The sequence below is a fragment of the Janthinobacterium sp. YR213 genome, assembly GCF_900099875.1.
Lineage (GTDB): Bacteria > Pseudomonadota > Gammaproteobacteria > Burkholderiales > Burkholderiaceae_D > Janthinobacterium > Janthinobacterium lividum.
Genome location: NZ_FNDA01000001.1, coordinates 258674 through 281616 on the forward strand (window position 1 = coordinate 258674; position 22943 = coordinate 281616).

A 22943-nucleotide genomic window follows, 5' to 3' on the forward strand; every position below is an offset into this window, starting at 1 on the left:
CGCCGAAGCACGGCTTGCGGCACAGGTGCGCACGCGGAAAAAAAGCTGCCCGAGGGCAGCTTTTCGAAGTACGACAGGGGCGCTGCCTTTAAAATGCCACGCTGGCCGATACGACTACGGTGCGCGGCGCGGCCAGCACCAGCGAGCCGATGTTGAAGGACGACACGGCCGAGGACCAGTAATTGCGGTCCGTCACGTTGTCCACGCGGGCGCGCAAGGTCACGTCACGGCCCGCCACTTGCGTCAGGTAGCGCGCGCCGATGTCGAGACGGGTCCACGATGGCAGTTGCTTGGTGTTGGCCTGGTCCGCATATTGCGTCGAGGTGTAGATGGTGCGGGCGTTCAGGGTCAGGCCTGGCGCGCCCGGCACGTCCCATTCGCCGCCCACGCTCATCTGCGTTTCCGGTGCACCGATGGGTTTCTTGCCATTATTCGTGGCCACGTCGGTATTGCTGAGCTTTGCATCGAGCCAGGTCAAGCCGCCCAGCAGGCGCACGCCCTGCATCGGCGTGCCGAAAATCGACAGTTCCAGGCCACGGTTGCGCTGTTCGCCATCGAGTTCGGCCCGCTTGCCGACCACGGCCAGCAACGGTTTGGCCGTGCTGAACAGGGCGGCGCTCATGCCCAGCTTGCCTCCGTCATACTTGACGCCGATTTCCTTTTGCTTCGATTTGTACGGCGCGAACACGTCGCCCATGTTGTCGACGTTGAGCTGCTGGCCGTTTTCCATGTACGTTCCCGTGGCCGCTGGGCCCTTGACCAGTGCTTCGATGTAGTTGGCGTACAGCGACACGTTCTGGTTCGCCTTGAAGACGATGCCAGCCACGGGCGTCGTGGCGCTCTCGTCATAGGCCTTGCCTTGCAGCGCCGAGGTGTTGTAGTCGTAGCCGGCATCCTTGATCTGCTGGCGGCGCAAGCCCACGGTCAGCAGCAGCTTGTCGTCCAGGAAGGCCATGGTGTCGGCCAGAGCATAGCTGTTGAGGATGGTTTTCTGGGTGATGCGCGGGTCGCTCATGATGCCGCCCGTGTAGGGCGTTGGCGGCGGGGTCACGCTGATTGGCGCGTAAATGTTGGTGGCAAACTTGTCGCCGATCGCATAGGCGTTCTTCGCTTCATTCCAGTGCCCGGACCAGCTTGCCACCAGGGTGTGCTTGACGGCGCCCGTAACGAGCTTGCCGCGAATGCCCAGTTCGCCCGTGCGGATTTCCTGCTTGCGGGCATTGTCGAAGCGCGACACCGTGGCGTCGCCATTGATCGAGGTCAACGAAGGCTCGGCCAGGCTGTTGGCTTCCCTGGTCGAACGGGAGCCAAACGCGGCCCAGGCCACGACATCCTTGGCCAGGTCCACTTCGGCGCGCGCCGTACCGAACACATCGTGTTCCTTCGAATAGCTCCATGGCTGGGCAAAGTTCTTCGAGGCATCGGGCGCGGATGGCAGCACGGCCACGCTGCCAATGGCGACGGACGGGCGCGGCGATGTCAGGTTGAAATTCTGGTAGCCGGCATCGGCCGACAGGCGATAGCCGCGGCCGCGGTAGTCGAGGCCCAGCGAGAACATGCCCACGTCGTGGTCTTCGCGCTTGATGCCGGTCTCGCCCTGGCGCTTGGCGGCGTTGACGCGCACGCCGAATTCCTGGTTCGCGCCAAAGCGGCGCGCCACGTCGATGGCCGCATAGGCGTGGCCGCCCGATTCCACGCCCACCGTCAATTCCGTCAGCGGCGTGTTGCCGGCGCGCTTGGGCATCAGGTTGATGGCGCCGCCGATGCCGCTGCCGCCAGGCGCCGCGCCGTTCAGGAAGGCGCTGGCGCCCCGGAATACTTCCACGCGCTCGAGCAGTTCCGGCGACACATATTGACGGGGCAGCACGCCGTACAGGCCGTTATACGCCACGTCGTCCGAATCGAGGGCGAAGCCGCGGATCACATACACTTCCTGGAAATTGCCATAGCCGCGCGACATGCGCACGGCCGGATCGCTCTGCAGCAGATCGCCCACGCTGCGCGCTTGTTGGTCGGCAATGAATTGCTGCGTGTAACTGGTGCCGCCGAATGGCGAGTCCATCATGTCCACGGCACCAAGAATGCCCATGCGCCCGCCGCGCGCCACCTGGCCGCCCGCATACGCCTTCGACAAGCCTTCCGCCGACGCATCGGCGGACGCATTGACCACCACCGTCGGCATACTTTGCGCGTCGCCGGCCGTCATGGCGGGAGTGGTTTGGGCTTGGGCGGCGGCGCTGGCCAGCAGGAAAGCGGCCAGGGCGAACGGGGTAGGGACGAGGTGGAAGGTGCGCATGGTGTTGTTTGGATATTAATGAGAATGATTATCATTATATTCCAGCGTGGCGCGCTGCGTGGAAAAGTGTGAGAAAGTGATGAAAAAGTCGCCATTTGTACAACAGCCGGTATGCGAAGGCACTGGAATCTGGCGGAAAAAGGCGCGCCAGGCGATACCTTGTGGATTTATTAATGCCCATGATCAAGTTTCGCTAGAATGGGGCATCGCGCCCGGCGCCCACAGGAAACCGCATGCCATTGCAACGCCATCTACAGTCCGCTTCCATGCGCATGCGGGAGGGCTTGAGCCTGAAAGGCGCTGCCGTCGCGCTGATCCTGGCCATGCACGTGCTGGGCCTGTATTTTCTGCTCCTGCCGCCGCGGCAACTCAAGCAATACACGGAAGTGGCTTTCATGACCTTGCTGCCGCCCCGGCCCACGCCGCAGGCGCCACCGATGGCCTTGCCTTTGCCGATGCCTGTACCGCGCGCGCGGGCAACGGCGCCGCCCGCCGCGCCGTCCGCCATCCTCGAACCATCTCCCGTAATAGTGGAAGCCATCACCGTACCGGCCGAAGAGCTTCCCGCCGTGCCGGCTACGGCCCCCTCGACGGCAGACTTGCGCACGCGCGCGCGGCTGGCCGCGGGCGCCGCCGACAAGGCTCTGCGTAGCGAGCTCAAGCAAGACCAGCCATGGTTGGCCTCTGCCGGCCTGAAGAGCGAAAGCACTTTCCAGAAGCTGGTTGCCTCCGCCTGGCGCGGCGGCCCTGTCATCCGCGTGGAGGAATTCCTCACGGCCGATGGCCGGCCCGCCACGCGCGTCGTCAGTGCCGGCGGTGCCACGTGCTTTGGCATGGCCGAGAATCCCGGCTCTGGCGCCGACCCGGCCAGGACGGGCGGCAAGGTGAAACGCGTGCCTTGCCCGGGCTAAAGACCGCATTCGGCACAGGGTTATCACGGCGATTGCGGGGCAGTCATCCCCGGTAGGGCGTCAAATATGCTAAGTTGCGTCTGCAATTCATGTGACACGACCCAGGACGCCCATGCTCCCCGAACTCCTCATCCTCGCTCCCAGCCCGTCGGCTGCCGTCAACGCGCAGCTGGAACAGCAATATACCTGCCATCACGCCTGGCAAGTGCCGGCGCAGGAACGCCACGCCTGGCTGGCCGAACGGGCGCCGTCCATCCGCGCCGTTGTCACGACGGGCGCGCTGGGCTTGAACGCCACCGACATGGCCCTGTTACCAACGCTGGAAATCGTCGCCGTCAATGGCGTCGGACTCGATGGCGTGGCGCTGGACCTGGCGCGCGAGCGCGGCATCGCCGTCACCACCACGCCGAACGTGCTGACCGATGACGTGGCCGACGTGGCGCTGGCCTTGCTGCTGGCCAGCGCGCGGCATATCGTGGCGCTCGACCGATTCGTGCGCGATGGCGGCTGGGAACGCCGCGAAGCCATCGCCCCCGCGTCCAGCCTGCGCGGCAAGACGGCCGGCATCTTCGGTTTCGGCCAGATCGGCCAGGCCATCGCGCTGCGCCTGGCCGCCTTCGGTATCCACGTGCGCTACTTCCAGCCGCGCGCCATTGCCGGCACCAGCGTGCCGCGCGCCGAATCCCTGCTGGCCCTGGCGCAGGAAAGCGATTACCTGATCGTCTGCGCGCCGGGCACCCCGGCCACGCGCAAGATCATCGACCGCACCGTGCTCGACGCGCTGGGACCGCAAGGCACCCTGATCAATATCGCCCGTGGCGCCCTCATCGATGAAGAAGCCCTGATCGCCGCCTTGCAGGATGGCCACTTGGGCGCGGCCGGCCTCGACGTATTTGCCGACGAACCGCGCGTACCAAGCGCCTTGCGCGCCTTGCCGAACGTGGTGCTGACGCCGCACGTGGGCAGCTTGACCGTGGAAACGCGCCATGCGATGGGGCAACTGGTGGTCGATAACCTGGCCGCGCACTTTGCCGGTTTGCCGCTATTGACGCCAGTAAAATGATAACGCCCGGGATGAACCGTTTTAATCAAGCATGAATGAAAGAGTAGCTATGGAATTGACAAAATCGCTGTTGCGCACGCGCGGCGGGCAGGACAGCGGCAAGGTGGGCATGATCGAGCTGTTCTTCGATCTCGTGTTCGTGTTTGCCGTGACGCAACTGTCGCACGGCTTGCTGGCGCACCTGAGCGCCATGGGCTGGCTGCAGACGGGGCTGCTGCTGATGGCCGTCTGGTGGGTGTGGATTTTCACGTCGTGGATCACCAACTGGCTCGACCCCGAGCGCATTCCCGTGCGCATCAGCCTGTTTGCGCTGATGCTGGGCGGCCTGATCATGTCCGCTTCGATCCCCGAGGCGTTCGGCACGCGGGGTCTGGCGTTCGCGGGCGCCTACGTCGCCATGCAGGTGGGGCGTCCCCTGTTCGCCTGGTGGGCCGTGCGCCATGAAGCGCTGTCGCGCCGCCGCAATTTCCAGCGCATCGCCCTGTGGGCCGTGTTGTCCGGTATCTTCTGGATCGCCGGCGGCGTCGCGTCGCCCGAGCAGCGCATCTTCTGGTGGGTGCTGGCACTGGCGATCGACCTGGCCGGTCCCTGGATGCAGTTCGGCCTGCCGGGCCTGGGCCGCTCGACGACGGCCGACTGGGATGTCGATGGCGGCCACATGGCCGAACGCTGCGGCCTGTTCGTCATCATCGCCCTCGGTGAATCGCTGCTGGTGACGGGTGCCACCTTCGCCGGCCTGGAATGGACGGCCAGCAACTGGCTGGGCTTCCTGTCGGCCCTGGTCGGCAGCATCGCCATGTGGTGGATCTACTTCGACACGGGCGCCGAGGCGGGTCACCACCGCATCGCCCACTCGAAAGACCCGGGCCGCATCGCCCGCAAGGCTTACACGTATATCCACGTGCTGATCGTGGGCGGCGTGATCGTTTCCGCCGTGGCCGATGAGCTGGCCCTCGTGCATCCGGACGAAGCCAGTTTTGCCGGCATCAGCGCCTTGCTGGGCGGCCCGATCCTGTATTTGCTGGGCAATGCGCTGTTCAAATGGGTCAGCAGCGAGCGCGCCGCGCCGCCGCTGTCGCATCTGCTGGGCATCCTGATCATCCTGGCGCTGATCCCGATGGCGTATGGACGGCTGTATGCGCCCCTGACCCTGGCCTGCATCACCAGCTGCGTGCTGGTATTGGTGGCCGTGTGGGAACATATGGCGCTGCGCCGTCCGCCACCGGATATCGATCCCTGACGTCTGTCACCCTTGGCCGGGCGGCGTGATGCCGTCCGGATCGCTGCGCGCATCGAGCTGCAGCTGTAAGAATGCCAGGTCCAGCCAGGCGCCGAACTTGGTGCCCACCTGGCGCATCAAGCCCACTTCCTCGAAGCCCAGCTGCTTGTGCAGGGCGATCGAGCCGGTATTGCCCGCTTCGATACCCGCCACCATCACGTGCTTGCCCAAGCCGCGCGCCCGCGCGATCAATTCCACCATCAAGGCCTTGCCGACACCGGCGCCGCGGCGATCGGCGCGCACATACACGGAATGCTCGACCGTATGGCGAAAACCCTCGAATGGGCGCCAGTCGCCAAACGCGGCGTAGCCAGCGACATTTCCTTCCGCATCGATGGCGACCAGCACGGGATAGCCGGCCCGCTGGCGGTCGGCCAGCCAGGCGGCGCGGTTGGCCGCATCGACCGTCCGTTCATTCCAGATGGCCAGGGTATGGCTGACGGCATCGTTGTAGATGGCCGTGATGGCCTCGATGTCGCCCGCATGGGCATCGCGTACCTGCATGTTGCTCTCCTTCCTAGTCGTCCACTATAATGGACAAATCATAGATTGCCTCTCACGCCTTGTCCAATAAAATCCGAATGAAAGCCGGAATGAAATCCAATATATGTCCACTAAACCAGACGAATTGAACCAGCGCATCGGCGCCAGGGTGCGCCTCGAGCGGGAAAACCTGGGCTGGTCGCTGACGGAACTGGCGGCCCGCTCGGGCGTATCGCGCGCGATGGTGCACAAGGTGGAGCGGGGCGACTGCAGCCCCACGGCCACCTTGCTGGCGCGCCTGTCGGGCGCCTTCGAGCTGAGCATGTCCGAACTGATCGCCCGCGCCGAGATGCGTGCGGGGCGCTTGCTGCGCAAGGCTGAACAACCCGTGTGGATCGACCCGCAGAGCGGCTATGTGCGGCGGCACGTGTCGCCCGCGTCCGACATGCCGCTCGACCTCGTGCACATTAGCTTGCCGCCGGGCGCCGTGGTGGCCATGCCGGCCGCCGCCTATGTGGCGCGGCGGCAACTCATATGGTCGCTCAGCGGCAGCCTCGTCTTCCTTGAAGGGGAGACCCGCCACGTGCTGGACGAGGGCGATTGCCTGGAACTGGGGCCGCCGGCCGACTGCGTGTTCAGCAATGAAACGGCCACCGCCTGCACCTATGCCGTGGCCGTATTGAAGAATGGCTGAAGTCAAGCCAGCGCCGCGGCGCGCAGCTGGGCAATGAAGGCGCGCGCGGCGGGCGCCTGTTCGTGGCGGCGGAAGGCCACGGCGATTTCCGAGCTGATCTGCGGCCCTGCCAGTTCGCGGAACACCACGCCGGGCAATTGCACGCTGGCCATCACCGAGTGGGGCACGATGGCGCAACCGACGCCCAGCGACACTTCCGTCAGCACGGCCACCAGACTGCCCGGGCGCGACACCACCTGCGCCGCAAAACCGCCGCGCCGGCTCGCTTCCAATGTTCCCAATTCCTGTTCCGGCACGATGAATGCCTGCTGCGCCAGCGTGGCCGGCACCGCCACATCCAACAGGGCCAACGGGCTGTCGGCTTGCACGGCCAGCACGAAGCGGTCGCGCAGCAAGACCACGCTGTCCAGTCCGTCCGGCAAGCGCAGGGGCGGGCGCACGAAGGCCAGGTCGACGCGGCCCTGGTCCAGCAAGCCGGGCAGGGTATCCATCGCGTATTCGCGCGCACCGATGTGGATGCCCGGGTGGCTGGCGCGAAAGCGGGCAAACTGGTCTTGCAGCACGCCTGAGTAAGCTGCTGATGCGACATAGCCGATTTCCAGCCGTCCCAGTTCGCCCCGTCCCGCGCGCCGCGCCACTTCCTGCGCCTGCGCCAGCTGCGCCAGCGCGCGCGCAGCCTCGATGACGAACAATTCCCCGGCCGCCGTCAGCGCCACGGCGCGCTTGCTGCGCTGGAATAAACGCGTGCCCAGCAGCTGTTCCGTTTCCTGCACCTGCTTGGTCAGCGCGGGCGGCGAAATGCCTAGTTCCGCGGCGGCCCGCGCGAAGTGCAGGCTGTGCGCCACGGCCAACACGCAGCGGAAATGCCGCAATTCCATGTCTTTGACTATATTCACCATCAGTGAATTATAAGGCGATCATCTTATAACAGGAAATAATACAAGCCTGCTTACAATCGAGGCATGAAGAATACCAACTGGACCTTATATACGTGCTCGGGCGTGTGCGCCCTGATCATGCTCGACACCAACGTCGTGGCCGTCTCCTTGCCGTCGATTGCCCGTTTGCTGAACGCCAGCTTCGTCGACGTTGAATGGGTGGTCAGCGCCTACATGCTGGCGTTCGCCTCGTTCCTGTTGCCCGCCGGCAGTATCGCCGACCGCTTGGGACGGCGCAGGGTGATGCTGTTTGGCCTGGCCGTGTTCGCGCTGGCCTCGCTGCTGTGCGGCCTGGCGTGGACGCCGTTCGTGCTCAACGTGGCGCGCGCCGTCAAGGGCCTCGGCGCGGCGCTGCTGCTGACCTCCGCGCTGGCCGTCATCGGCCACACCTTTCATGCGGAAAAGGAGAGGGCGCGCGCCTGGTCCGTGTGGGGCGCGGCCATGGGCGTGGCCATGACGGTGGCGCCCCTGCTGGGCGGCCTGATCACGAGCGCCATCAACTGGCGCTGGATTTTCTACCTGAACCTGCCAGTCGTGGCCATGTTGATGTGGCTGGTAGGCAGGCACGTGGATGAGTCGAAGGACGCCTCCAACGCCAGCTTCGACCCGCTCGGCGCGGCACTATTCTCCGCCGGCCTGTTCTGCATCATCTGGGGCCTGATCGACGCCAGCGTGGCGGGCTGGTCCAGCCGCGCCACCGTGCTGCGCTTTGTCGCGGGTGCGGCGCTGCTGGCCGTGTTCGTGCTGGTGGAGCGGCACCAGCGCGCCCCGATGGTCGATTTATCCCTGTTTGGCCGCCGCGTGTTCGTCGGCGCCGTGCTGGGCATGTTCGGCTATGCCATCGCCGCGCAAGTGATGATGACCTTTTTGCCCCTGTATCTGCAGAACGCCTTCGGCTTTTCCGCCGTGCTGGCCGGCTGCGCCATGCTGCCGTTTGCCGTCGCCATGGTGGTGCTGTCGCGGCTGGCGCCACGCGCCATGCGCCATCTGGACGACCGTGGCATTCTGGTGACGGGTTTGCTGATCGTCGCTGTCGGCAACGTGGCCACAGCCTTTGCCGCCGCCAGCCTGCAGTATGGCTGGGTGGCGGCCGGCATGATTGTCACGGGCGCGGGTGCGGGATTGCTCAATGGCACGACGCAAAAAGCCATCCTGGCCTGCATCCCGCGCGAGCGTACGGGCATGGGTTCCGGCATCAGCACCACCACGCGCTTTGTCGGCATCGTGCTGGCCGTGGGCGCGCTGGGCGCCGTGCTGGCCATGCGCACGGCCGCCTCGTTCGAGAAGCTGGCGTGGCTGCACGGCTTGAAGGCGTCGCCCGAAATGATCGGCCGCATCGTCGCCGGCAACGCGGCCGAGGCCTTCGGCCAGCTGCCGCCCGCCATGCAGGCCGTGGCGCAGGAAGCGGCGCGGCACGCCTTCATCGATGGTTTTGCCAGCGTGCTGTACCTGGCTGGCGGACTGGCGGCCACGGTGGCGGCGCTGGTGTTCGTGCTGGCGCGGCCGCTGGAAAAATTGTAACTGTTCAGCAATATTCAGATACACGGCCTCTGCTTGTAATATGATGCCATCGAGCAATACATGGCAATCATATAACTACCGCGGGAATTGCATGCGCAGAAAACGCATTATCGTCACGAGCGTGCTGGTCGCAGTCATCGGCGTGGCCGCTCCCCTGAGCCTGGCCTTCTATCTGTCGTCCGTGCGCGCCGAGCAGGGCGAGCAGGAGCGCCTGCGCCTGCTGGCCGGCTACGCGCTCGAGCGCGCCCACCGGTCGATCGCCTCGGCCAGCATGGCCCTGCGCAGCGCCGATGCGCTGGACCTGGCGCCGTGTTCGGAAGCCCATATCCAGCAATTGCGCCGCATCACCATCACCACGCGCAGCATCGACGATATCGGCTATGTGGAAAACGGCTTGCTCAAGTGCACCTCGACCGGACTCGAGGAAGAGCGCATCGCCATCACGCCCGCCGACTTCACGCTGGACAATGGCATGGGCATCGATTTCAACCTGCGCCCCGTCGTCAGCGGCGGCAAGCGCATGGTGGGACTGACTTACCGCGCCTATAAAGTGCTGATCGATCCCGTGCGTTTTTCCGACGTCATTGTCGACAGCGACATCCAGATGGCCGTGGCCATCGGCAAGGAAGGCGTGCTCGACACCTTGCACCATCCGGACCCAGCGCAGGTGCAAGCCTTGCTTGCCGGTCTGCCGGCGGCGGACGGCGCCACCCCGGACGGCAGCATCCATGCGATGCTGTACCGCGATGGCTTGACCGCCGTCATGATCGAGCCACGTAGCAAGCTGAACGACAGGCTGCGGCGCGAACAGCTGCTGCTCTTGCCGCTGGGCCTGCTGATGGCCGCCTTCATCGTCGGCATCGTCGTGTGGCTGTCGCGACGCCGCCTGTCGCTGATGGGAGAATTGCGCATCGCCATCGACCGGCGCGAATTCTTTGTCCATTATCAACCCATCATCGCGCTCGACACGGGCATATGCGTGGGCGCCGAAGCGCTGATACGCTGGCGCCGCCCCGACGGCAGCATGATACGGCCCGACCTGTTCATTCCCGTGGCCGAGGAAGGCGAGCTGATCTTGCCCATCACGGACCAGGTCATCGATTGCGTCATCGCCGACATGCGCACCGCGCTGCTGGCCGACCGCGAGCTGCACATCGCCATCAACCTGTGCGCCAGCGATATCGAAACGGGCCGGGTGCTCGACGTGCTGGAACGCGCGCTGGACGGTAGCGGCATCGAGGCGCAGCAGATCTGGCTGGAAGCGACGGAGCGGGGTTTCATCAACGTGGAAGCGGCCCGCGCCACCATCGAAAAGGCCAGAGCCCGCGGCCATGCCGTGGCCATCGACGACTTCGGCACCGGCTATTCCAGCCTGTCGAGCCTGCAAAACCTGCCGCTCGATGCCTTGAAAATCGACAAATCGTTTGTCGACACCATCGGCACGGATGCGGCCACCAGCAGCGTCACGCCGCACATCATAGCCATGGCCCGCACCTTGAACATGCTGATCGTCGCCGAAGGCATCGAAACGCAGCAGCAAGCCGATTATCTGCTGGAACGCAAAGTTGAATTCGGCCAGGGCTGGCTGTTTGCGAAAGCGCTGCCGGCCGCCGAATTCCTCGCCTTCTACCGGGCGCGCCGGGCGCCATCTTCCACATGAAGCAGCCACGTTTTCCCTACCCATTGCAGCCGCTGCGCGTACCGGGCGGCTGGCATATCACCGTCAATACCCTGTTCGAGGTGGACCCGGGTCCGGAGACCATGCAGTGGTTCAGCAGCGCGCTGCTGCTGTGGGGCAGCTGCCGCGACACGGGTTACTGCTTCAATTCGCATTTTGAACCTGAGGACGATCCGCAAGGCGAATTCGTGCTGGAGATGGGCAAGGTGGCATACGACCGGCACGGCAAGATCGTCCAGGGCAGCGACGCCTTCCTGGGCGAGTTTCGCACGCGCAGCAAGGCGGCGTTTGTCGCCCGGGTCGAGCAATTCATGCAAGACCCGGCAGCCTGAGTTTTACGGTTTGCGCGGCAAGACGACGTCCTGTCCGCCTTGCTTGAGGACGGCGCTGGCGATCTTGCCCGCGGCATCGCGTGTAAACGCCAGGTCCGCGTCGATGGCGCGGAAGAAAAATTGGTCTTTCGCGCTGGCAAACAAGGGAGCGGAACCGACGCCCGTGCCGGCCGCTTCCAGGCCATGCTTGCCCAAGGTCACCGTCAACGTGAATTTCTTGTCCAGCGGATACTCGCCCACATATTCGGCCAGCGCGGCGCGCGGCACTTCGATGGCGGCTTGCGGCTTTTTCAGCGGCGGCAGGGGCGTGCCGGGCAGCAGGGCGGACAAGCCCAGCGCATCGACGTCGCGCGCCGTGTTCGTCAGCACCACCACGCCCCGCTTGCCGTCCGTCGTAAACGCCGCGTAGCTGGCGTAGCCGCCCGTCTGGCCGCTGTGCCAGGCGTAGGCATGGTCCTGTTGCTGCTCCAGCAGCCAGGCCAGGCCGATTTTCGTATCGCTATCGGGCGCCAGCGGCCGCTGCGGCTTGATCGCCAGCGCATACGGGTGCAGCGGCTTGAACATGTACGCTTGCAGGTAGGCGACCATGTCGCGCGCGCTCGAGTACACGCCGCCGGCCGGCGCCACCACATTCAAATCCCAGGCGGGCGTAAGCTCGCCCGACAGCAGGTGGCCGGGCGCCAGGCGCGCCAGCATGCCGGCCGAAGGCGTGTTCGTGGTGGAACGCATGCCCAGCGGCACGGCGATGCGCGAGTGCAGCAGGGCTTCATAGCTGGTGCCGGCCTGCGTGGCCAGGGCCGTGCCCAGCACGGCATAGCCGATGTTCGAATAGTCAAATGCCGTGCCCGGCGCATGGGGCAGGTGATAGGCGGCAAGAAACTGCCGCTGTTTTTCTGCCGTGTAATCGGCATACGGATTGGCCGGGTCCTTCGGCACGAAGTTGTCGGGCAGGCGCGGTAGCGAGGAATAGTGCGTGGCCAGGTCGAGCAGGCTGATCGTCTTGCCGTCGAAGGCAGGCACGGTATAGCCCGGCAATAACGCCGCCACCGGTTCGTCGAGTTTCACCTTGCCTTCGACGACGGCATCGGCCAGCAGCAAGCTCGTCATGGTCTTGGTAATGGAGCCGATCTGGTAGACGGTATCGGCGCCCGGCTTGGCGCTCTTGCCGGCATGAATGCTGCCAAAGCCGTAGACGGCGCTGTCCCTGCCGTCGATCACGGCGATGACGATGCTCGAATGCAAGCCCGTGCGCGTCAGTTCTTCCGCGCGCTGGCGCACGGCGTTGTCCAGGGCAGGGGCGGCCAGTGCGGCGCTACTGGCGAGGCAAAGGGGGAGAAGGGCGAAAGTGGGTGTCATGAGGAAACCTTGTCCAGAGTGGATCGAATGCACGCCGGCGCCTGGATAAGGTCTCTGGCATGCCTGCTGAAGGATACGGCCCCAACATGAAGGCTGTCTGAGTTTTATGGCTGCCGGTATGGCAAGGCTTGCGCTTGCTCAATGTTCAGCCAGTGGCGCTTCCAGCAGGCAGGCCAGCTGCGCGCGCATGCCGCTGGCCATGCATTGCAGCAATTCACCGCGCCGGCGCGCATCGGCGCGCTTCTTCGACGGCACGTCGGCCAGGTCCGGCGCCCGGTAGGGAGCGCAGGGCAGGTGATAATTACCGTCGCGCATGCGCAAGGCGTGCAATTCCTGCCATGCCAGGTCGTAGTCGGCGGCGATATGGCGCCGGCGCCGGGCATTCAGGGCGATGCGGTTGTCATTGCTGATCAAAAACACGTTATTGCAGGCAAAAAAATCGCCGAAATCGCGCAAGGCCGTCACCATCAGGTTCTTCGGGCGGCAACCGTGCAGCGCCCGCGTGGCTTCCTTGACGGCCAGCTTGCCCGCTTCCGAGCGCAAGCCTTGCAGCGCGCCCAGCTGCAAGGACACGCCATCGGCGCGCGGCACGAACAAAAAGCTGGCCAGGTAGAAGGGGTGGCCATCGCGCGTCAGGCGAAGGCACAGTTCGCCTTCGCGGTAGCTGTCGTGGATGGCCGTCAGCTGCAGGCGGTACAGCGCTGCATCCTTGCCTTCGAACGCGGCCAGCACGACGGGCTGGCGCGCGGCCCGCTCGACCAGCGCGCGGGCGCCCGCTTGCCACAGGAAGCGGTAATGCCCTTCCAGCAAGGCCAGGCGATCCGTGCAACCGAGCTGGCGCGATGCGTATGGACGGTAAATCTTGAAGCGCAAACAAGGATGCAATTGCGCCAGGGAACTCAAGCCGGGCATGCTGCCCAGGAAGGCTTGCCAGCGCGTGCGCTGGCGGGGAAAGAAGAGGGCGCCCAGCGCCGCTTTCAGGCGGTGTCCGCTGGCAGGGTGTGGCAGGGCGGCGCCGTGGCGCAGGGGTAAAGCGATGTCATTCATGGTTCAGCCGGAAAATGGCAGGCGCTGCACAATGAGAGCCTTGCCAATCTGAATGCTACGTGGGCCAGGTGAATTTCATATTAAGAAACCTGATGCCGGCCCACCCGGGGCCAACATTTAGAGGATGACAACTAAATCATTGCCCGCTGGCTACACGGGCTTTATTCTGCTTGCCTGATTAATGACTAAGGCGCCCATGAATCACCGCCAATTGCTTGCCATTCCCATGCTGCTCGCCGCACTGGGCGTCCAGGCGCAAGACCGCACGGCCGATCCCCTGGGGCCCCTGGCGCAATGCATCAACCGCAGCCAATTCCAGTTCAGGCAGCAGGACCGCTTGCCCGCGCACGTGACGACGCGCAGCGTCAAGCTGGCAACGGGAGAGGGCCAGGTATCGGTGGCCGATGGCTACCGGCTGATGTTGTTCCACAAGAGCAGCTTGCCATTCGTGAATCTGAAGATCGAACGCAGCGCCGAAGGCCGGTTTGCCGCCGACCGCGACACCATCGTGGCGCAAATGCAGCACATGTCGGCCACCAGCAAGCCGCCACAGCTGGTGCTGCTGGAAACGGACACGCGCCAGGGCGTGGAAGTGCTAGGATTGAATAACCCGAATATCACGCAATCGTCCGGCGTGATCAGTCTGTACACGCTGCTGCATGACGCCAGCGGGACGGTCGCCACCGCCTATCTGCTCAATCAGCCGGCAGACAAGCGGGCATTCGCGACGGATGCGCAGTACCAGGCCTTGCGCGACCAGTTCATCGCTACGCTGGTCGCCTGCATGGCCAGTCCTGCGCAGTAAGGCGTGTGCGCATTGAAGGAGATGCCAGCCATGAAAAAAGCAGAACCGGGCACGCCGCCCCATGAAGAAGCGCCCAACACCGCATCGGCTGCCAGCCAGATCGACGCGAAAATCGCCTCGCTGGCGGACTGGCGCGGCAAAACCCTCGCCAGCGTGCGCGCGCTGATACGCCAGGCGGATCCTGAAGTGGTGGAGGAAGTCAAATGGCGCGGCGTGCCCGTCTGGTCACACGCGGGCATGATTTGCACGGGCGAAACGTATAAGCTGGCCGTCAAACTCACGTTCGCCAAGGGCGCCGCCTTGCCCGATCCGGCCGGCCTGTTCAATGCCAGCCTGGACGGCAGCACGCGCCGGGCCATCGACCTGCACGAAGGCGCCCACCTCGACACCGCGGCATTCAAGGCGCTGATACGCGCCGCCGTGGCGCTGAATACGGCGCCGAAACCAAAACGGAATTCTACTTGAGACATTATCTGTATATCTGGCACGATCCGGCCGAGCGCATGCTGGTCGCTTCCGGCATCGAATTCAAGGATTTTATTCCTGCCCTCGGCAAGGCTGGCGGCATCGTGCTGCGCAAGGGCAGCGCCGGGACGGCCAGGAAACCTGCCAGCTACCAGACCATGGCGCGGCAGCAACTGCCAGCCCTGGTGCAAGAAGATATCGCTGCCTGCGGCAGCCATGCCTGGGCCGATTGGCAGGGCATGCCGCCCGCTTCCCAGGATGCAGGCGTTGCCGCGATGCTGGACCACCGTGGCGCGCTCGCGCCGCTGCCAGCCTTGCGCAGCCGCTTTCTCGCCTTTGCCCACGACGACGGCTGGTATCTGAAACTGTCGTATGCGGCATGGGACGAGGTGGCGGCTTTGCTCGCCGGCGCCATCCCGCCGGCCTTGGGCACGCTCGATATGGATGCGCTGCAACGGGGAGGCGACGCTTATTGGCTGCAAGACGGCGTGGTCCAGGTCGAGCTGAAAACCCACGATATCGACAGCGTGCTGAACCGCCGCCTGTAAGGAATGGATAGTACGCCAGCCATGTGCCTGATTCGCCCCTACGCCAGCACGGACATGCAGCCCTGCACCGCCATCCTGGCCCTGGCCGGGCGCGACGCCTTCGGTCCTGTCGCCGGCAGCGCCACTTTCACGACGGCAACGCAGGGCGAAGAGCTCCTCGTTGCTGAATGCGATGGCTGCGTCACCGGTTTTGCGGCCGTGTACACGGGCGACGCCCCCGATTACTTCCTGCACCACCTGTACGTGCACCCGGCGCACAGCGGCATGGGCATCGGCGCGCAACTGCTGACGGCCGTCGTGGCGCGCTTCGGTCCCCGCCTGAGCCTGAAGACGCAGTTGGCCAATACGGGCGCGCGGCGCTTTTATGCGCGCGCGGGCTGGGTCGAAGATGCGCAAGACAGCGGCGTGGACGCCATCGGCGCGTGGATACGGGTGCGCTACCGGCAGTGAGGCATGCTGCGCATACTCGTCCCCGTCCGCCGTCATGGGACAGGCGAAATAATGTGGCAGGCCTTGAAAGCTGGCGATGCCCGTCCTGGGGTCATCATTTAGAGTCCAGGCTATTGGACGGGCTCAAACATCACGCTTTGCTATCCATGAGCAGGGCCAGCCTGGCCGCCATGCCGGCATTGTCGCGCAGCAAACCATCTCTCTCCTGCGCCAATACTTCCATTTTCTGCTGTGATGCTTGCCCATTTTCCGCCAGCATGTCGAGCTGCCGGTCTTGCGCGGCCAGCGCCACCTTGGCGTCGTTCAGCGCCAGCAGGGCTGTATCGAGCTTGGCCAGCAGGGCGTCGGCCGACGCGGCCGCCTGCAGATACTGAAATTCGAACTGGTCGCGCTCGGGGCGCACGGTGGCCAGTGCTTCGCGGTCTGCCGCCGCGTCGTCAGCAAGGCGCGCGTGTTCCGCCTGCAACTGCGCCAGGCGCATGTCCTGTTGCACCAGGGTCGCTTGCTGTCCCTGCAAACGCTGCTGCAGCTGCGCGTTGTCCTGTTCCAGCCGGCTGATTTGTTGCTGCGCCTGCACCCGTTCCTCGCTGCGTTGCGCGGCGGCCGCTTCCTGGTAATGGTCGAACTGCGAGCGCACCTGCGCCAGTTGACGATTGAGCGCCGCGATTTCCTCGCCACGGTCGGCCAGCCGTTGCGTCAAGCCTGCGTTATCGCTGTGCAAGGTGGCCAGGGTGACGGCGCGGAAATGGTGCTCTTCCTTCAATTGCGCCAGCGCATGCTGGGTGGCGCGCAATTCCTGGGTGAGGGCGGCGCGCGCCTCCGTCAGTTTCAAGCGTTCGTTTTCCGTCTTCTTCAGTTGCGCCAAAGCCGCGTCGAGTTCCGCGCGGTTCTGCTGCATGCCCGTTTCCAGCTGCTGCGCCACGTCGCGCTGCTGCTTCTCATAGACGCCGCGCATCGCCTCCATCAGCTCGGCCGGCAAGCCTGCCTCCGTTTTCACGGCGCCCGTGCCCTGGAACTCTTCCTTCCAGCGCTTCAACAGGGGAGCGATGGTGCTCTTGCTGCCCGTGCTGCCCAGCGCTTCGCGCACGCTGTCCACCGTGGGATTGCGCCCATCGGCCGCGACGATTTGGGCTGCTTTCATAACATCAGAGTACAGAATGCCGGTACGGGCCATAAAACCACCTATGAGCGAAATTTAGTAACGTATTACATGATACGTAATACTGGATAATATTACGATATAAATTTTCATGATTTTTGTAAAATATAAGTCTCGATAAGATCGCTTATCGCGGGTTATGGGGGTGGTTTGCATGGTATTCTGCGTATTTCCCAGTACACCAGCCCGATTTCAGCGATTCCATGCCCGATTTGCCCCTTTCCAAACGCCGTGTCGCCGCGCCCAAAAGCGCCGCCTTGGCTCCTGTGCCGTTACACGGCGCCCTGATCGATGCCGAGCTGGCCGCGCGTCACCAGGCGTTTCTTGCCGCAGCCACGTCCGACAACACGCGCCGCACCTACCGTTCCGCCATCCGCCACTTCCAGGCCTGGGGCGGGGCGCTGCCCGCAGACGAGTCCACCGTCATCCGCTATCTGTTGGCATATGCGGACAGCCTGAACGCGCGCACCCTGGCCCTACGCCTGACAGCCCTGTCGCAATGGCATGTGTACCAGGGCTTTGCCGACCCTGCGTCCACGCCCACCGTGCGCAAGACCCTGGCCGGCATCGCCCGCCTGCACGGCAAGCCGAAGAAGAAGGCCAAGGCCCTGCCACTGGAAGACCTGGAGCTGATCGTCGCCAGGCTGGCCGCGCTGGGCAGCGTCAAGGCCTTGCGCGACAGCGCCTTGCTGCAACTGGGATTTTTTGGCGGTTTTCGCCGCAGCGAACTGGTGGGATTGACTGTGGAAGACGTGAGCTGGGAGCCGCAGGGCATGGTGATCACCCTGCCACGCTCGAAAACGGACCAGTTGGGGGAGGGCATCGTCAAGGCGATCCCCTTCGGCGACGGCGTCTGCTGTCCGGCCACGGCCTTGCGCGCCTGGCTGGCCGCGGCACACATCCGCACGGGGCCGTTATTGCGCACCGTGAATCAGTGGGGTCATGTGAGCGTGAAAGCGCTGCACGCGAGCAGCATCAACACGATACTCGAAGGCTGCGCCAGGCTGGCGGCGCTCGATTACGTGCCGGAACTGTCCAGCCATAGCCTGCGCCGCGGCATGGCCACCAGCGCACACCGGGCCGGCGCCGATTTCCAGGCCATCAAGCGCCAGGGCGGCTGGCGCCACGACGGCACCGTGCATGGCTATATAGAAGAGGCGGGGCGCTTCGAGGAAAATGCGGCGGGGAGTTTATTGAAGGCGAAGAGGAAGCCGGCGGGCTGAGGGCGCCTGGCAACCTCCGGTATTACGTAGATGCTACTTCGCTACGCTCCATTTCCAACTCGGTAGCGGAGCTTAATTGCGCCACAATGAGAGCGCTCAGATCAACGTCCGCACCACCATCGGATACGTCCACGCAGGTATCGATAATTAGCTGAAAACAGTTGTCGCGTATCTCCCGCGTGTCTAAATCCAGCGGCGGAGGCGCCAATAACGCGATTTCCAGTCCCAGCGCGAAGGCGCGATACGCCGGATATTCCTCGTACTTCCCTTCCTGGTCAGGCGAGAATCTGATACCAAGTGCCTCGGCCAGAACGACAACAGTTGCTTCGAATGACAGCGTTGGCCGAATGTTCAGACAAGCCGTAAAATAGCTTCCACTTTGAAAATGGCGCATGCAACCTTTGGTGTAAATTTAAAATGCATGGCCTCTTGCCACGTCAGGTTGGGACATCCGCTCCTGGCCGGCTGAAGCCACCTCAAATGCCATACTTGTTCTGAACGGCGGCCTTAAGCTTAGCCTGCGGCAAGCCTCCTTGCTGCCAAAACGCAAAAAAATACTCCAATGTTTCGGCAGAAACGCCCATATCCATAGGATGCAACACGCAGATGGCAGTTCTTATTTTCAAAACGTCTGGCTCCTCCGATTGATCTCGCCCTTCAATTGCTCGCCAGAGGCGTACACGCTCCGCAATGACTTCCTCCGCCATCGCCGCGCCGGTGATGAATCGAGTCGCCACAGCTGCGGCTGACTTGGCAACCTCAGGCAATTGTGAAGTCACGCTTCCTACCGCCTCAATCATGAATTGCTGAGCTAACAATTGTTCTGCAGGGTCATCCAAGTCCACCGCAGATGCGATAGCATCAAAAAGTTTATTATTCAACATTTGCATTAATTTCAGTGATTGCTCGATGCCCACATCGGGGCCGCTTCAGGTCGGTTGCGGTCGGTGGCGACCATCCGAAATTATTCCTCGTCACGCAATTGCGCCCGAGCTTTTGACAGCGCTTGACCATATTCCATATTAAATTAAATGGAGCTACAGATTTCTTCTCAAAAATGCAGCACAAATTCCAGAGCGCCCTTTGTTCTGCTTGGTCTATTATGTCCAATTGGCCTGAATCAGAGTAGCGCCTCAAAAAATCAAATAAAACAAGGGCCTCATCAGCAGTAAGTGTTATGTGAACTTCAGAATTTGTATGCTCGTTCATATGATGTAGATTCGCGCTTTATCTTCGTCTGTAAATGGCCGAGTGCCGCTGTTGGTGGGTGACGCATATGCCTTGTTTTTTCTGCTTTTGGCCGAACTCAGCCTAAGTCTTCAGAACAGCATTTCAACGCAGTTCGTCAGTCTCTCCGAATATGTTTGCCATGTATGGCATTGTTGATTTTTTGAAAAGAAAAAAACAGGAAAGTGATTTTACGAGGCGTTCCTGGACAGCAGCTTGACGAAATGAATGCGCTCCCTGCTAGGATCGCCAAAGTGCTCCACCAGCCGTACCTGGTATCCATTGCGGATCAGCAAACGCAGCATGGCGGGATAGCGGTTCATCGATTTCACCGTGACGGCCGCAAAGCCATGTGCGCTGGCCCAGGCTTCCTGGGCTTCCAGCAGCCGCTGCGCCAGTCCCGTCTTGCGGTGCGCGGGCAGCACGCCGCCGAGCCAGCTATACAAGGAGCCATCCTCGACGGCATATCCCAGCTTGCAGCCGACGGGCTGGCCGTCCGCTTCCGCGATGAGCACCAGCGCACTGGCGGGCAGCCGCTCCTGCAACTGCGCCAGGCTGCGCCGCTGGTCGAATTCGGGTATCGCCTGCAGCACGTGCCAGGCTTCCGCGATGCTGCCGGGCCGTATCATGCGGCCGCTTGTTCCCGGGGACGGATGATCATGCAGGTGGCTGTCGCGTGCGCGTACACTTTACCGGCTTCGTCGCGGATCGTGCCCTCGGAAATGACCAGGTTGCGTCCCGCATTGATGACCTTGCCTTCAGCGTAGACCGTCACGTTGAAGGGCAGGGGACGGCACATCTTGATGTTCAGGTCCGTCGTGCCGTAGCTTTCGCCGGCCGGCAGGACCGTGTGCGTGGCGCAGCCCGTGACCGTGTCGAGCACGGTAGCGGCAAAACCGCCGTGCACGCCGCCCATGGGATTGGTGTGCGTTTCATTTGCCGTCGCCGTGAAGATGACACGGCCATGTTCGACCGTCTGCGCATCCATGGGCATGGTCTTGGAAATGCCGGGCCGGGGGAACAGGCCTTGCGCAAAAGCCTGCATCAGTTGCAAGCCGGTCATGTCGTTCGGGTGCATGGTAACTCCTGTGGTGGTGATGTGGGATGGGTCAGACGTCCTGCGCAAAACGCAGGCGCGAGGCGTGCAGCAGGAAGCGGGCGACGACGGCCAGTTCTTCTTCGCTGAAACCTTGCTTCAGTTGTTCATTAAGGCTGTCGAGCAGGGGCAGGGCGGCAGCCAGCACCTCGCCGCCCCTGGGCGACATGTGGAGGGTGCCGGCGCGCGCGTCGAGCGCCGACTGGCCGCGCACGATGAGGCCGTTTTCTTCCATGCGCGCCACCAGGCCCGTGACGGCCGAGTTTTTCAGTTGCAGCGCGCGCCCCAGATCCTTCAACTGGCAGCCTTCCTCGCCCTTCAGGGCAAACAGGGCGACGACTTGCGTGCCGGAAAATCCAAGTTCGCTGCTGAAGACGGCATCGGCCGAGCGGAACAGGTTCTGGCGAGCCAGATTAAGCAGATTGAACAGGCGCGGCGAACGCTCGCCCATCGGGCAGGCGGCGGTTGTATCGGGGAGGTCAGTATTGGTACGCATGCGGAGTATACTACTACGTATGCGTAATAAATCAAGCAGATATTGTCAGTCCCGCTGGTGGCGTCCGATGTAGCGGGCTCGCGGCCGTATCAGGGCCGCGCTGGCGGCTTGCTCAGCGGCATGGGCGATCCAGCCGGCCGAACGGGCCAGCGCAAACATGCTCATGCCCGCGCCTTCTGGCCAGCCGAACGCCAGCTCCATCGCGGCCAGCGCCAGGTCGGCGTTCGGCTTGGTATCGAGCAGCTCGCCTGCCGTGGCGCACACGGCCAGGATGGCGCGCAGTTGCGGATGCGCGTGCGACAGCGCCGACAAGCGCTCCAGCAGATACGCGGCGCGCGGGTCGCCATGCGGATACAGCGGGTGGCCAAAGCCGGCGAATTCCGGCGCGATGGCCGCGTAGTATTTGCCGATGGCGGCCCTGGCATCCCTGGCGTCTGGCGCGGCCAGCGCCTGCGTCAACATGCGCCTGGCGGCCGCACTGCCACCGCCGTGCTTGTCACCAGACAAGGCCGCCAAGCCCGCGCCCAGCGCGGCCGGCAGGCTGGCGCCCGTCGAAGCGACGCAGCGCACGGCAAAGGTCGATGCATTCAATTCATGGTCGGCCAGCAGCACGAGCGCGGCTCGCAGCAATTCAGGCTGCTCCGCGTCGGCGTTCCACGCATTGGCCAACTGCTGGTGCAGCGGCAAGGCGGACGGCGCCGTCTGCAGCAGGGCGGCGGCCAGGATGCGCATCAGTTCGGGGCCATATTGCAACATGGCCGCTGGGGCGGGCTTGGCCCCCAGCATGGCCATGGCAAGCATGGCGCGCGCCAGCGGCGTGGCATCTTGCCCGCTGGCCAAACCTTGCGGCAGGGCAGGCGCGTCTTGCCGGAAATAATCGCTTGCGCCATCGTCCCACAGCAGCCCTGCGGCCGCTTCCAGGGTCGCGTGTCGGGCCAGCGCTGTCGCATCGCAGCCCCGGTACAGCAATCGGCCATCGAGGATGTGGGAAATCCGCGTCTCCAGCACGGGCAAGCCCCAGTGCATGGCAGCCACGGCCGTCTGGCCGCCGCGCTTGGCGTCATTCTTGCGCGCCGCGAGGCGCAGCACGTCTTCCTGCGGATAGCGCTTGCGGCGCGACGTCCCATTGCTGACGGAAGCGAGCAAGCCACGGCTCACATAGGAATACAGGGTGGGCAGGCTGACGCCCAGCAGGCGCGCCGCGTCAAGAGCGGACAGATCGTTGTTCATGGCGGCCATTGTAGCGTTTGTCACTTTATATTGATTGATGGAATCAAGATTGACGGCCCGGGTGGGGCGTCACTAGACTCATGCCTTTCCCGGAGTATCCATGAGCACATTTACCATACGCACCCTGCGTCCGGACGACGCCGCCCCGTTACTGGCATTCGAGCAAGCCAACCGGGCCTGGTTCGAGCGCCATATCGACCGGCGCCCGGACGCTTTTTACAGCGTTGACGGCATCCATGCCCACGTCGCGCAATTCCTGGACGAGCACGCACAGGGCCGCATGCACCCGTGCGTCATCGTCGGCGAGCAGGGGCAATTGATCGGCCGCGCCAACCTCAAGGACATTGATCTGCAGCAAGGCGTGGCCGAAGTAGGCTACCGCATCGGGCAACAGCAAGCGGGCAAGGGCCTGGCCACGGCCGCGCTGCACCACCTGATCGCCCTGGCGCAAGAGGAATGGCGGCTGGCCAGCCTGTGCGCCTATGCCATCGACGGCAATGCAGCATCGATCCGCGTGCTGGAACGCTGCGGTTTCGTGCAGGGAATTGCCGTGCCCGATATTGCCATCGTGGAAGGCAACGTTGTCGATGGCCATGCCTATGCACTGGATTTGCAGGCGGCTGGGGTAGACTCTGTCCTGCTATAA

25 protein-coding genes are annotated in these 22943 nt (G+C 63.8%); 13 read left to right on the forward strand and 12 right to left on the reverse strand.

What is annotated here, in order from left to right; translation table 11 throughout:
* Positions 1-88 precede the first annotated feature (88 nt).
* Positions 89-2296, reverse strand: a complete 2208-nt coding sequence (locus BLT98_RS01090; RefSeq protein ID WP_092604879.1) for a TonB-dependent receptor — start codon at positions 2294-2296, stop codon at positions 89-91.
* A 233-nt stretch (positions 2297-2529) separates the two neighbouring features.
* Here BLT98_RS01090 and BLT98_RS01095 point away from each other — a divergent pair, with 233 nt between their 5' ends.
* The 3 genes from BLT98_RS01095 (at position 2530) to BLT98_RS01105 (ending at position 5510) form a co-directional block, all read left to right on the forward strand.
* Complete coding sequence (locus BLT98_RS01095; protein WP_139178944.1) at positions 2530-3207, forward strand: hypothetical protein; 678 nt, start codon at positions 2530-2532, stop codon at positions 3205-3207.
* Between the two features lie 112 nt (positions 3208-3319).
* Entirely contained in the window at positions 3320-4270 is a 951-nt protein-coding gene (locus BLT98_RS01100; protein ID WP_092604881.1) for a 2-hydroxyacid dehydrogenase, read from the forward strand.
* Positions 4271-4319: 49 nt separating this feature from the next.
* Positions 4320-5510, forward strand: a complete 1191-nt coding sequence (locus BLT98_RS01105; RefSeq protein ID WP_070279560.1) for a low temperature requirement protein A — start codon at positions 4320-4322, stop codon at positions 5508-5510.
* A 6-nt stretch (positions 5511-5516) separates the two neighbouring features.
* Here the strand turns inward: BLT98_RS01105 and BLT98_RS01110 are convergent, their stop codons facing one another.
* Positions 5517-6053, reverse strand: coding sequence for a GNAT family N-acetyltransferase (locus BLT98_RS01110; protein ID WP_092604882.1), 537 nt, complete (start codon positions 6051-6053; stop codon positions 5517-5519).
* Between the two features lie 103 nt (positions 6054-6156).
* On the opposite strand from BLT98_RS01110, the gene BLT98_RS01115 reads away from it, so the two are divergent.
* A complete protein-coding gene (locus BLT98_RS01115; RefSeq protein WP_092604883.1) occupies positions 6157-6726 on the forward strand; it encodes an XRE family transcriptional regulator in 570 nt (189 codons plus the stop codon).
* Positions 6727-6728: 2 nt separating this feature from the next.
* Here BLT98_RS01115 and BLT98_RS01120 read toward each other — a convergent pair whose 3' ends face one another.
* Positions 6729-7625 (reverse strand): LysR family transcriptional regulator, encoded by an 897-nt coding sequence (locus BLT98_RS01120; RefSeq protein WP_244517340.1) that lies wholly within the window; start codon positions 7623-7625, stop codon positions 6729-6731.
* A 63-nt stretch (positions 7626-7688) separates the two neighbouring features.
* On the opposite strand from BLT98_RS01120, the gene BLT98_RS01125 reads away from it, so the two are divergent.
* The 3 genes from BLT98_RS01125 to BLT98_RS01135 all read left to right on the forward strand — a co-directional run bounded on the left by BLT98_RS01125 (position 7689) and on the right by BLT98_RS01135 (position 11195).
* Complete coding sequence (locus BLT98_RS01125; protein ID WP_092604884.1) at positions 7689-9185, forward strand: MFS transporter; 1497 nt, start codon at positions 7689-7691, stop codon at positions 9183-9185.
* Between the two features lie 91 nt (positions 9186-9276).
* Positions 9277-10845 (forward strand): EAL domain-containing protein, encoded by a 1569-nt coding sequence (locus BLT98_RS01130; RefSeq protein WP_092604885.1) that lies wholly within the window; start codon positions 9277-9279, stop codon positions 10843-10845.
* Positions 10842-11195 carry a hypothetical protein gene (locus BLT98_RS01135; protein WP_139144497.1) on the forward strand — a complete coding sequence of 118 codons (354 nt, stop codon included), beginning with the start codon at positions 10842-10844 and terminating at the stop codon, positions 11193-11195. The genes BLT98_RS01130 and BLT98_RS01135 overlap by 4 nt, the downstream gene beginning before the upstream one ends.
* 3 nt (positions 11196-11198) lie before the next feature.
* On the opposite strand, the gene BLT98_RS01140 is transcribed toward BLT98_RS01135, so the two are convergent.
* Both BLT98_RS01140 and BLT98_RS01145 read right to left on the reverse strand, forming a co-directional pair.
* Positions 11199-12551 (reverse strand): serine hydrolase, encoded by a 1353-nt coding sequence (locus BLT98_RS01140; RefSeq protein ID WP_092604886.1) that lies wholly within the window; start codon positions 12549-12551, stop codon positions 11199-11201.
* 138 nt (positions 12552-12689) lie between these two features.
* Positions 12690-13598: a VirK/YbjX family protein gene (locus BLT98_RS01145; RefSeq protein ID WP_092604887.1), complete on the reverse strand. Its 909-nt coding sequence runs from the start codon at positions 13596-13598 to the stop codon at positions 12690-12692.
* 196 nt (positions 13599-13794) lie between these two features.
* Between BLT98_RS01145 and BLT98_RS01150 the strand changes: the two genes are divergently transcribed.
* The 4 genes from BLT98_RS01150 to BLT98_RS01165 are packed head-to-tail and all read left to right on the forward strand — an operon-like array spanning position 13795 to position 15866.
* Complete coding sequence (locus BLT98_RS01150; RefSeq protein ID WP_139178947.1) at positions 13795-14403, forward strand: hypothetical protein; 609 nt, start codon at positions 13795-13797, stop codon at positions 14401-14403.
* A gap of 30 nt (positions 14404-14433) precedes the next feature.
* On the forward strand, positions 14434-14868 hold the full coding sequence (locus tag BLT98_RS01155; protein WP_092604889.1) for a DUF1801 domain-containing protein: 435 nt from the start codon (positions 14434-14436) through the stop codon (positions 14866-14868).
* Entirely contained in the window at positions 14865-15416 is a 552-nt protein-coding gene (locus tag BLT98_RS01160) for a hypothetical protein (RefSeq protein WP_092604890.1), read from the forward strand. Before BLT98_RS01155 ends, BLT98_RS01160 begins: the two co-directional genes overlap by 4 nt.
* 3 nt (positions 15417-15419) lie before the next feature.
* Positions 15420-15866 (forward strand): GNAT family N-acetyltransferase, encoded by a 447-nt coding sequence (locus BLT98_RS01165; protein WP_092604891.1) that lies wholly within the window; start codon positions 15420-15422, stop codon positions 15864-15866.
* A gap of 130 nt (positions 15867-15996) precedes the next feature.
* Here BLT98_RS01165 and BLT98_RS01170 read toward each other — a convergent pair whose 3' ends face one another.
* Positions 15997-17007, reverse strand: coding sequence for a DNA-binding protein (locus BLT98_RS01170; protein WP_170846250.1), 1011 nt, complete (start codon positions 17005-17007; stop codon positions 15997-15999).
* Between the two features lie 284 nt (positions 17008-17291).
* Between BLT98_RS01170 and BLT98_RS01175 the strand changes: the two genes are divergently transcribed.
* Positions 17292-18248: a tyrosine-type recombinase/integrase gene (locus tag BLT98_RS01175; RefSeq protein ID WP_230521626.1), complete on the forward strand. Its 957-nt coding sequence runs from the start codon at positions 17292-17294 to the stop codon at positions 18246-18248.
* Positions 18249-18270: 22 nt separating this feature from the next.
* On the opposite strand, the gene BLT98_RS01180 is transcribed toward BLT98_RS01175, so the two are convergent.
* The 6 genes from BLT98_RS01180 to BLT98_RS01210 all read right to left on the reverse strand — a co-directional run bounded on the left by BLT98_RS01180 (position 18271) and on the right by BLT98_RS01210 (position 22321).
* Positions 18271-18642, reverse strand: a complete 372-nt coding sequence (locus BLT98_RS01180; RefSeq protein ID WP_092604894.1) for a hypothetical protein — start codon at positions 18640-18642, stop codon at positions 18271-18273.
* An 82-nt stretch (positions 18643-18724) separates the two neighbouring features.
* Positions 18725-19165 carry a hypothetical protein gene (locus tag BLT98_RS01185; RefSeq protein WP_170846251.1) on the reverse strand — a complete coding sequence of 147 codons (441 nt, stop codon included), beginning with the start codon at positions 19163-19165 and terminating at the stop codon, positions 18725-18727.
* A 501-nt stretch (positions 19166-19666) separates the two neighbouring features.
* Positions 19667-20104 carry a GNAT family N-acetyltransferase gene (locus BLT98_RS01195; protein WP_092604896.1) on the reverse strand — a complete coding sequence of 146 codons (438 nt, stop codon included), beginning with the start codon at positions 20102-20104 and terminating at the stop codon, positions 19667-19669.
* Positions 20101-20553: a PaaI family thioesterase gene (locus tag BLT98_RS01200; RefSeq protein WP_034787481.1), complete on the reverse strand. Its 453-nt coding sequence runs from the start codon at positions 20551-20553 to the stop codon at positions 20101-20103. Before BLT98_RS01200 ends, BLT98_RS01195 begins: the two co-directional genes overlap by 4 nt.
* A 31-nt stretch (positions 20554-20584) precedes the next feature.
* Complete coding sequence (locus tag BLT98_RS01205) at positions 20585-21067, reverse strand: MarR family winged helix-turn-helix transcriptional regulator (protein WP_211614777.1); 483 nt, start codon at positions 21065-21067, stop codon at positions 20585-20587.
* A gap of 45 nt (positions 21068-21112) precedes the next feature.
* On the reverse strand, positions 21113-22321 hold the full coding sequence (locus BLT98_RS01210) for a citrate synthase (RefSeq protein ID WP_244517341.1): 1209 nt from the start codon (positions 22319-22321) through the stop codon (positions 21113-21115).
* A 76-nt stretch (positions 22322-22397) separates the two neighbouring features.
* Between BLT98_RS01210 and BLT98_RS01215 the strand changes: the two genes are divergently transcribed.
* A complete protein-coding gene (locus tag BLT98_RS01215) occupies positions 22398-22943 on the forward strand; it encodes a GNAT family N-acetyltransferase (RefSeq protein WP_092604898.1) in 546 nt (181 codons plus the stop codon).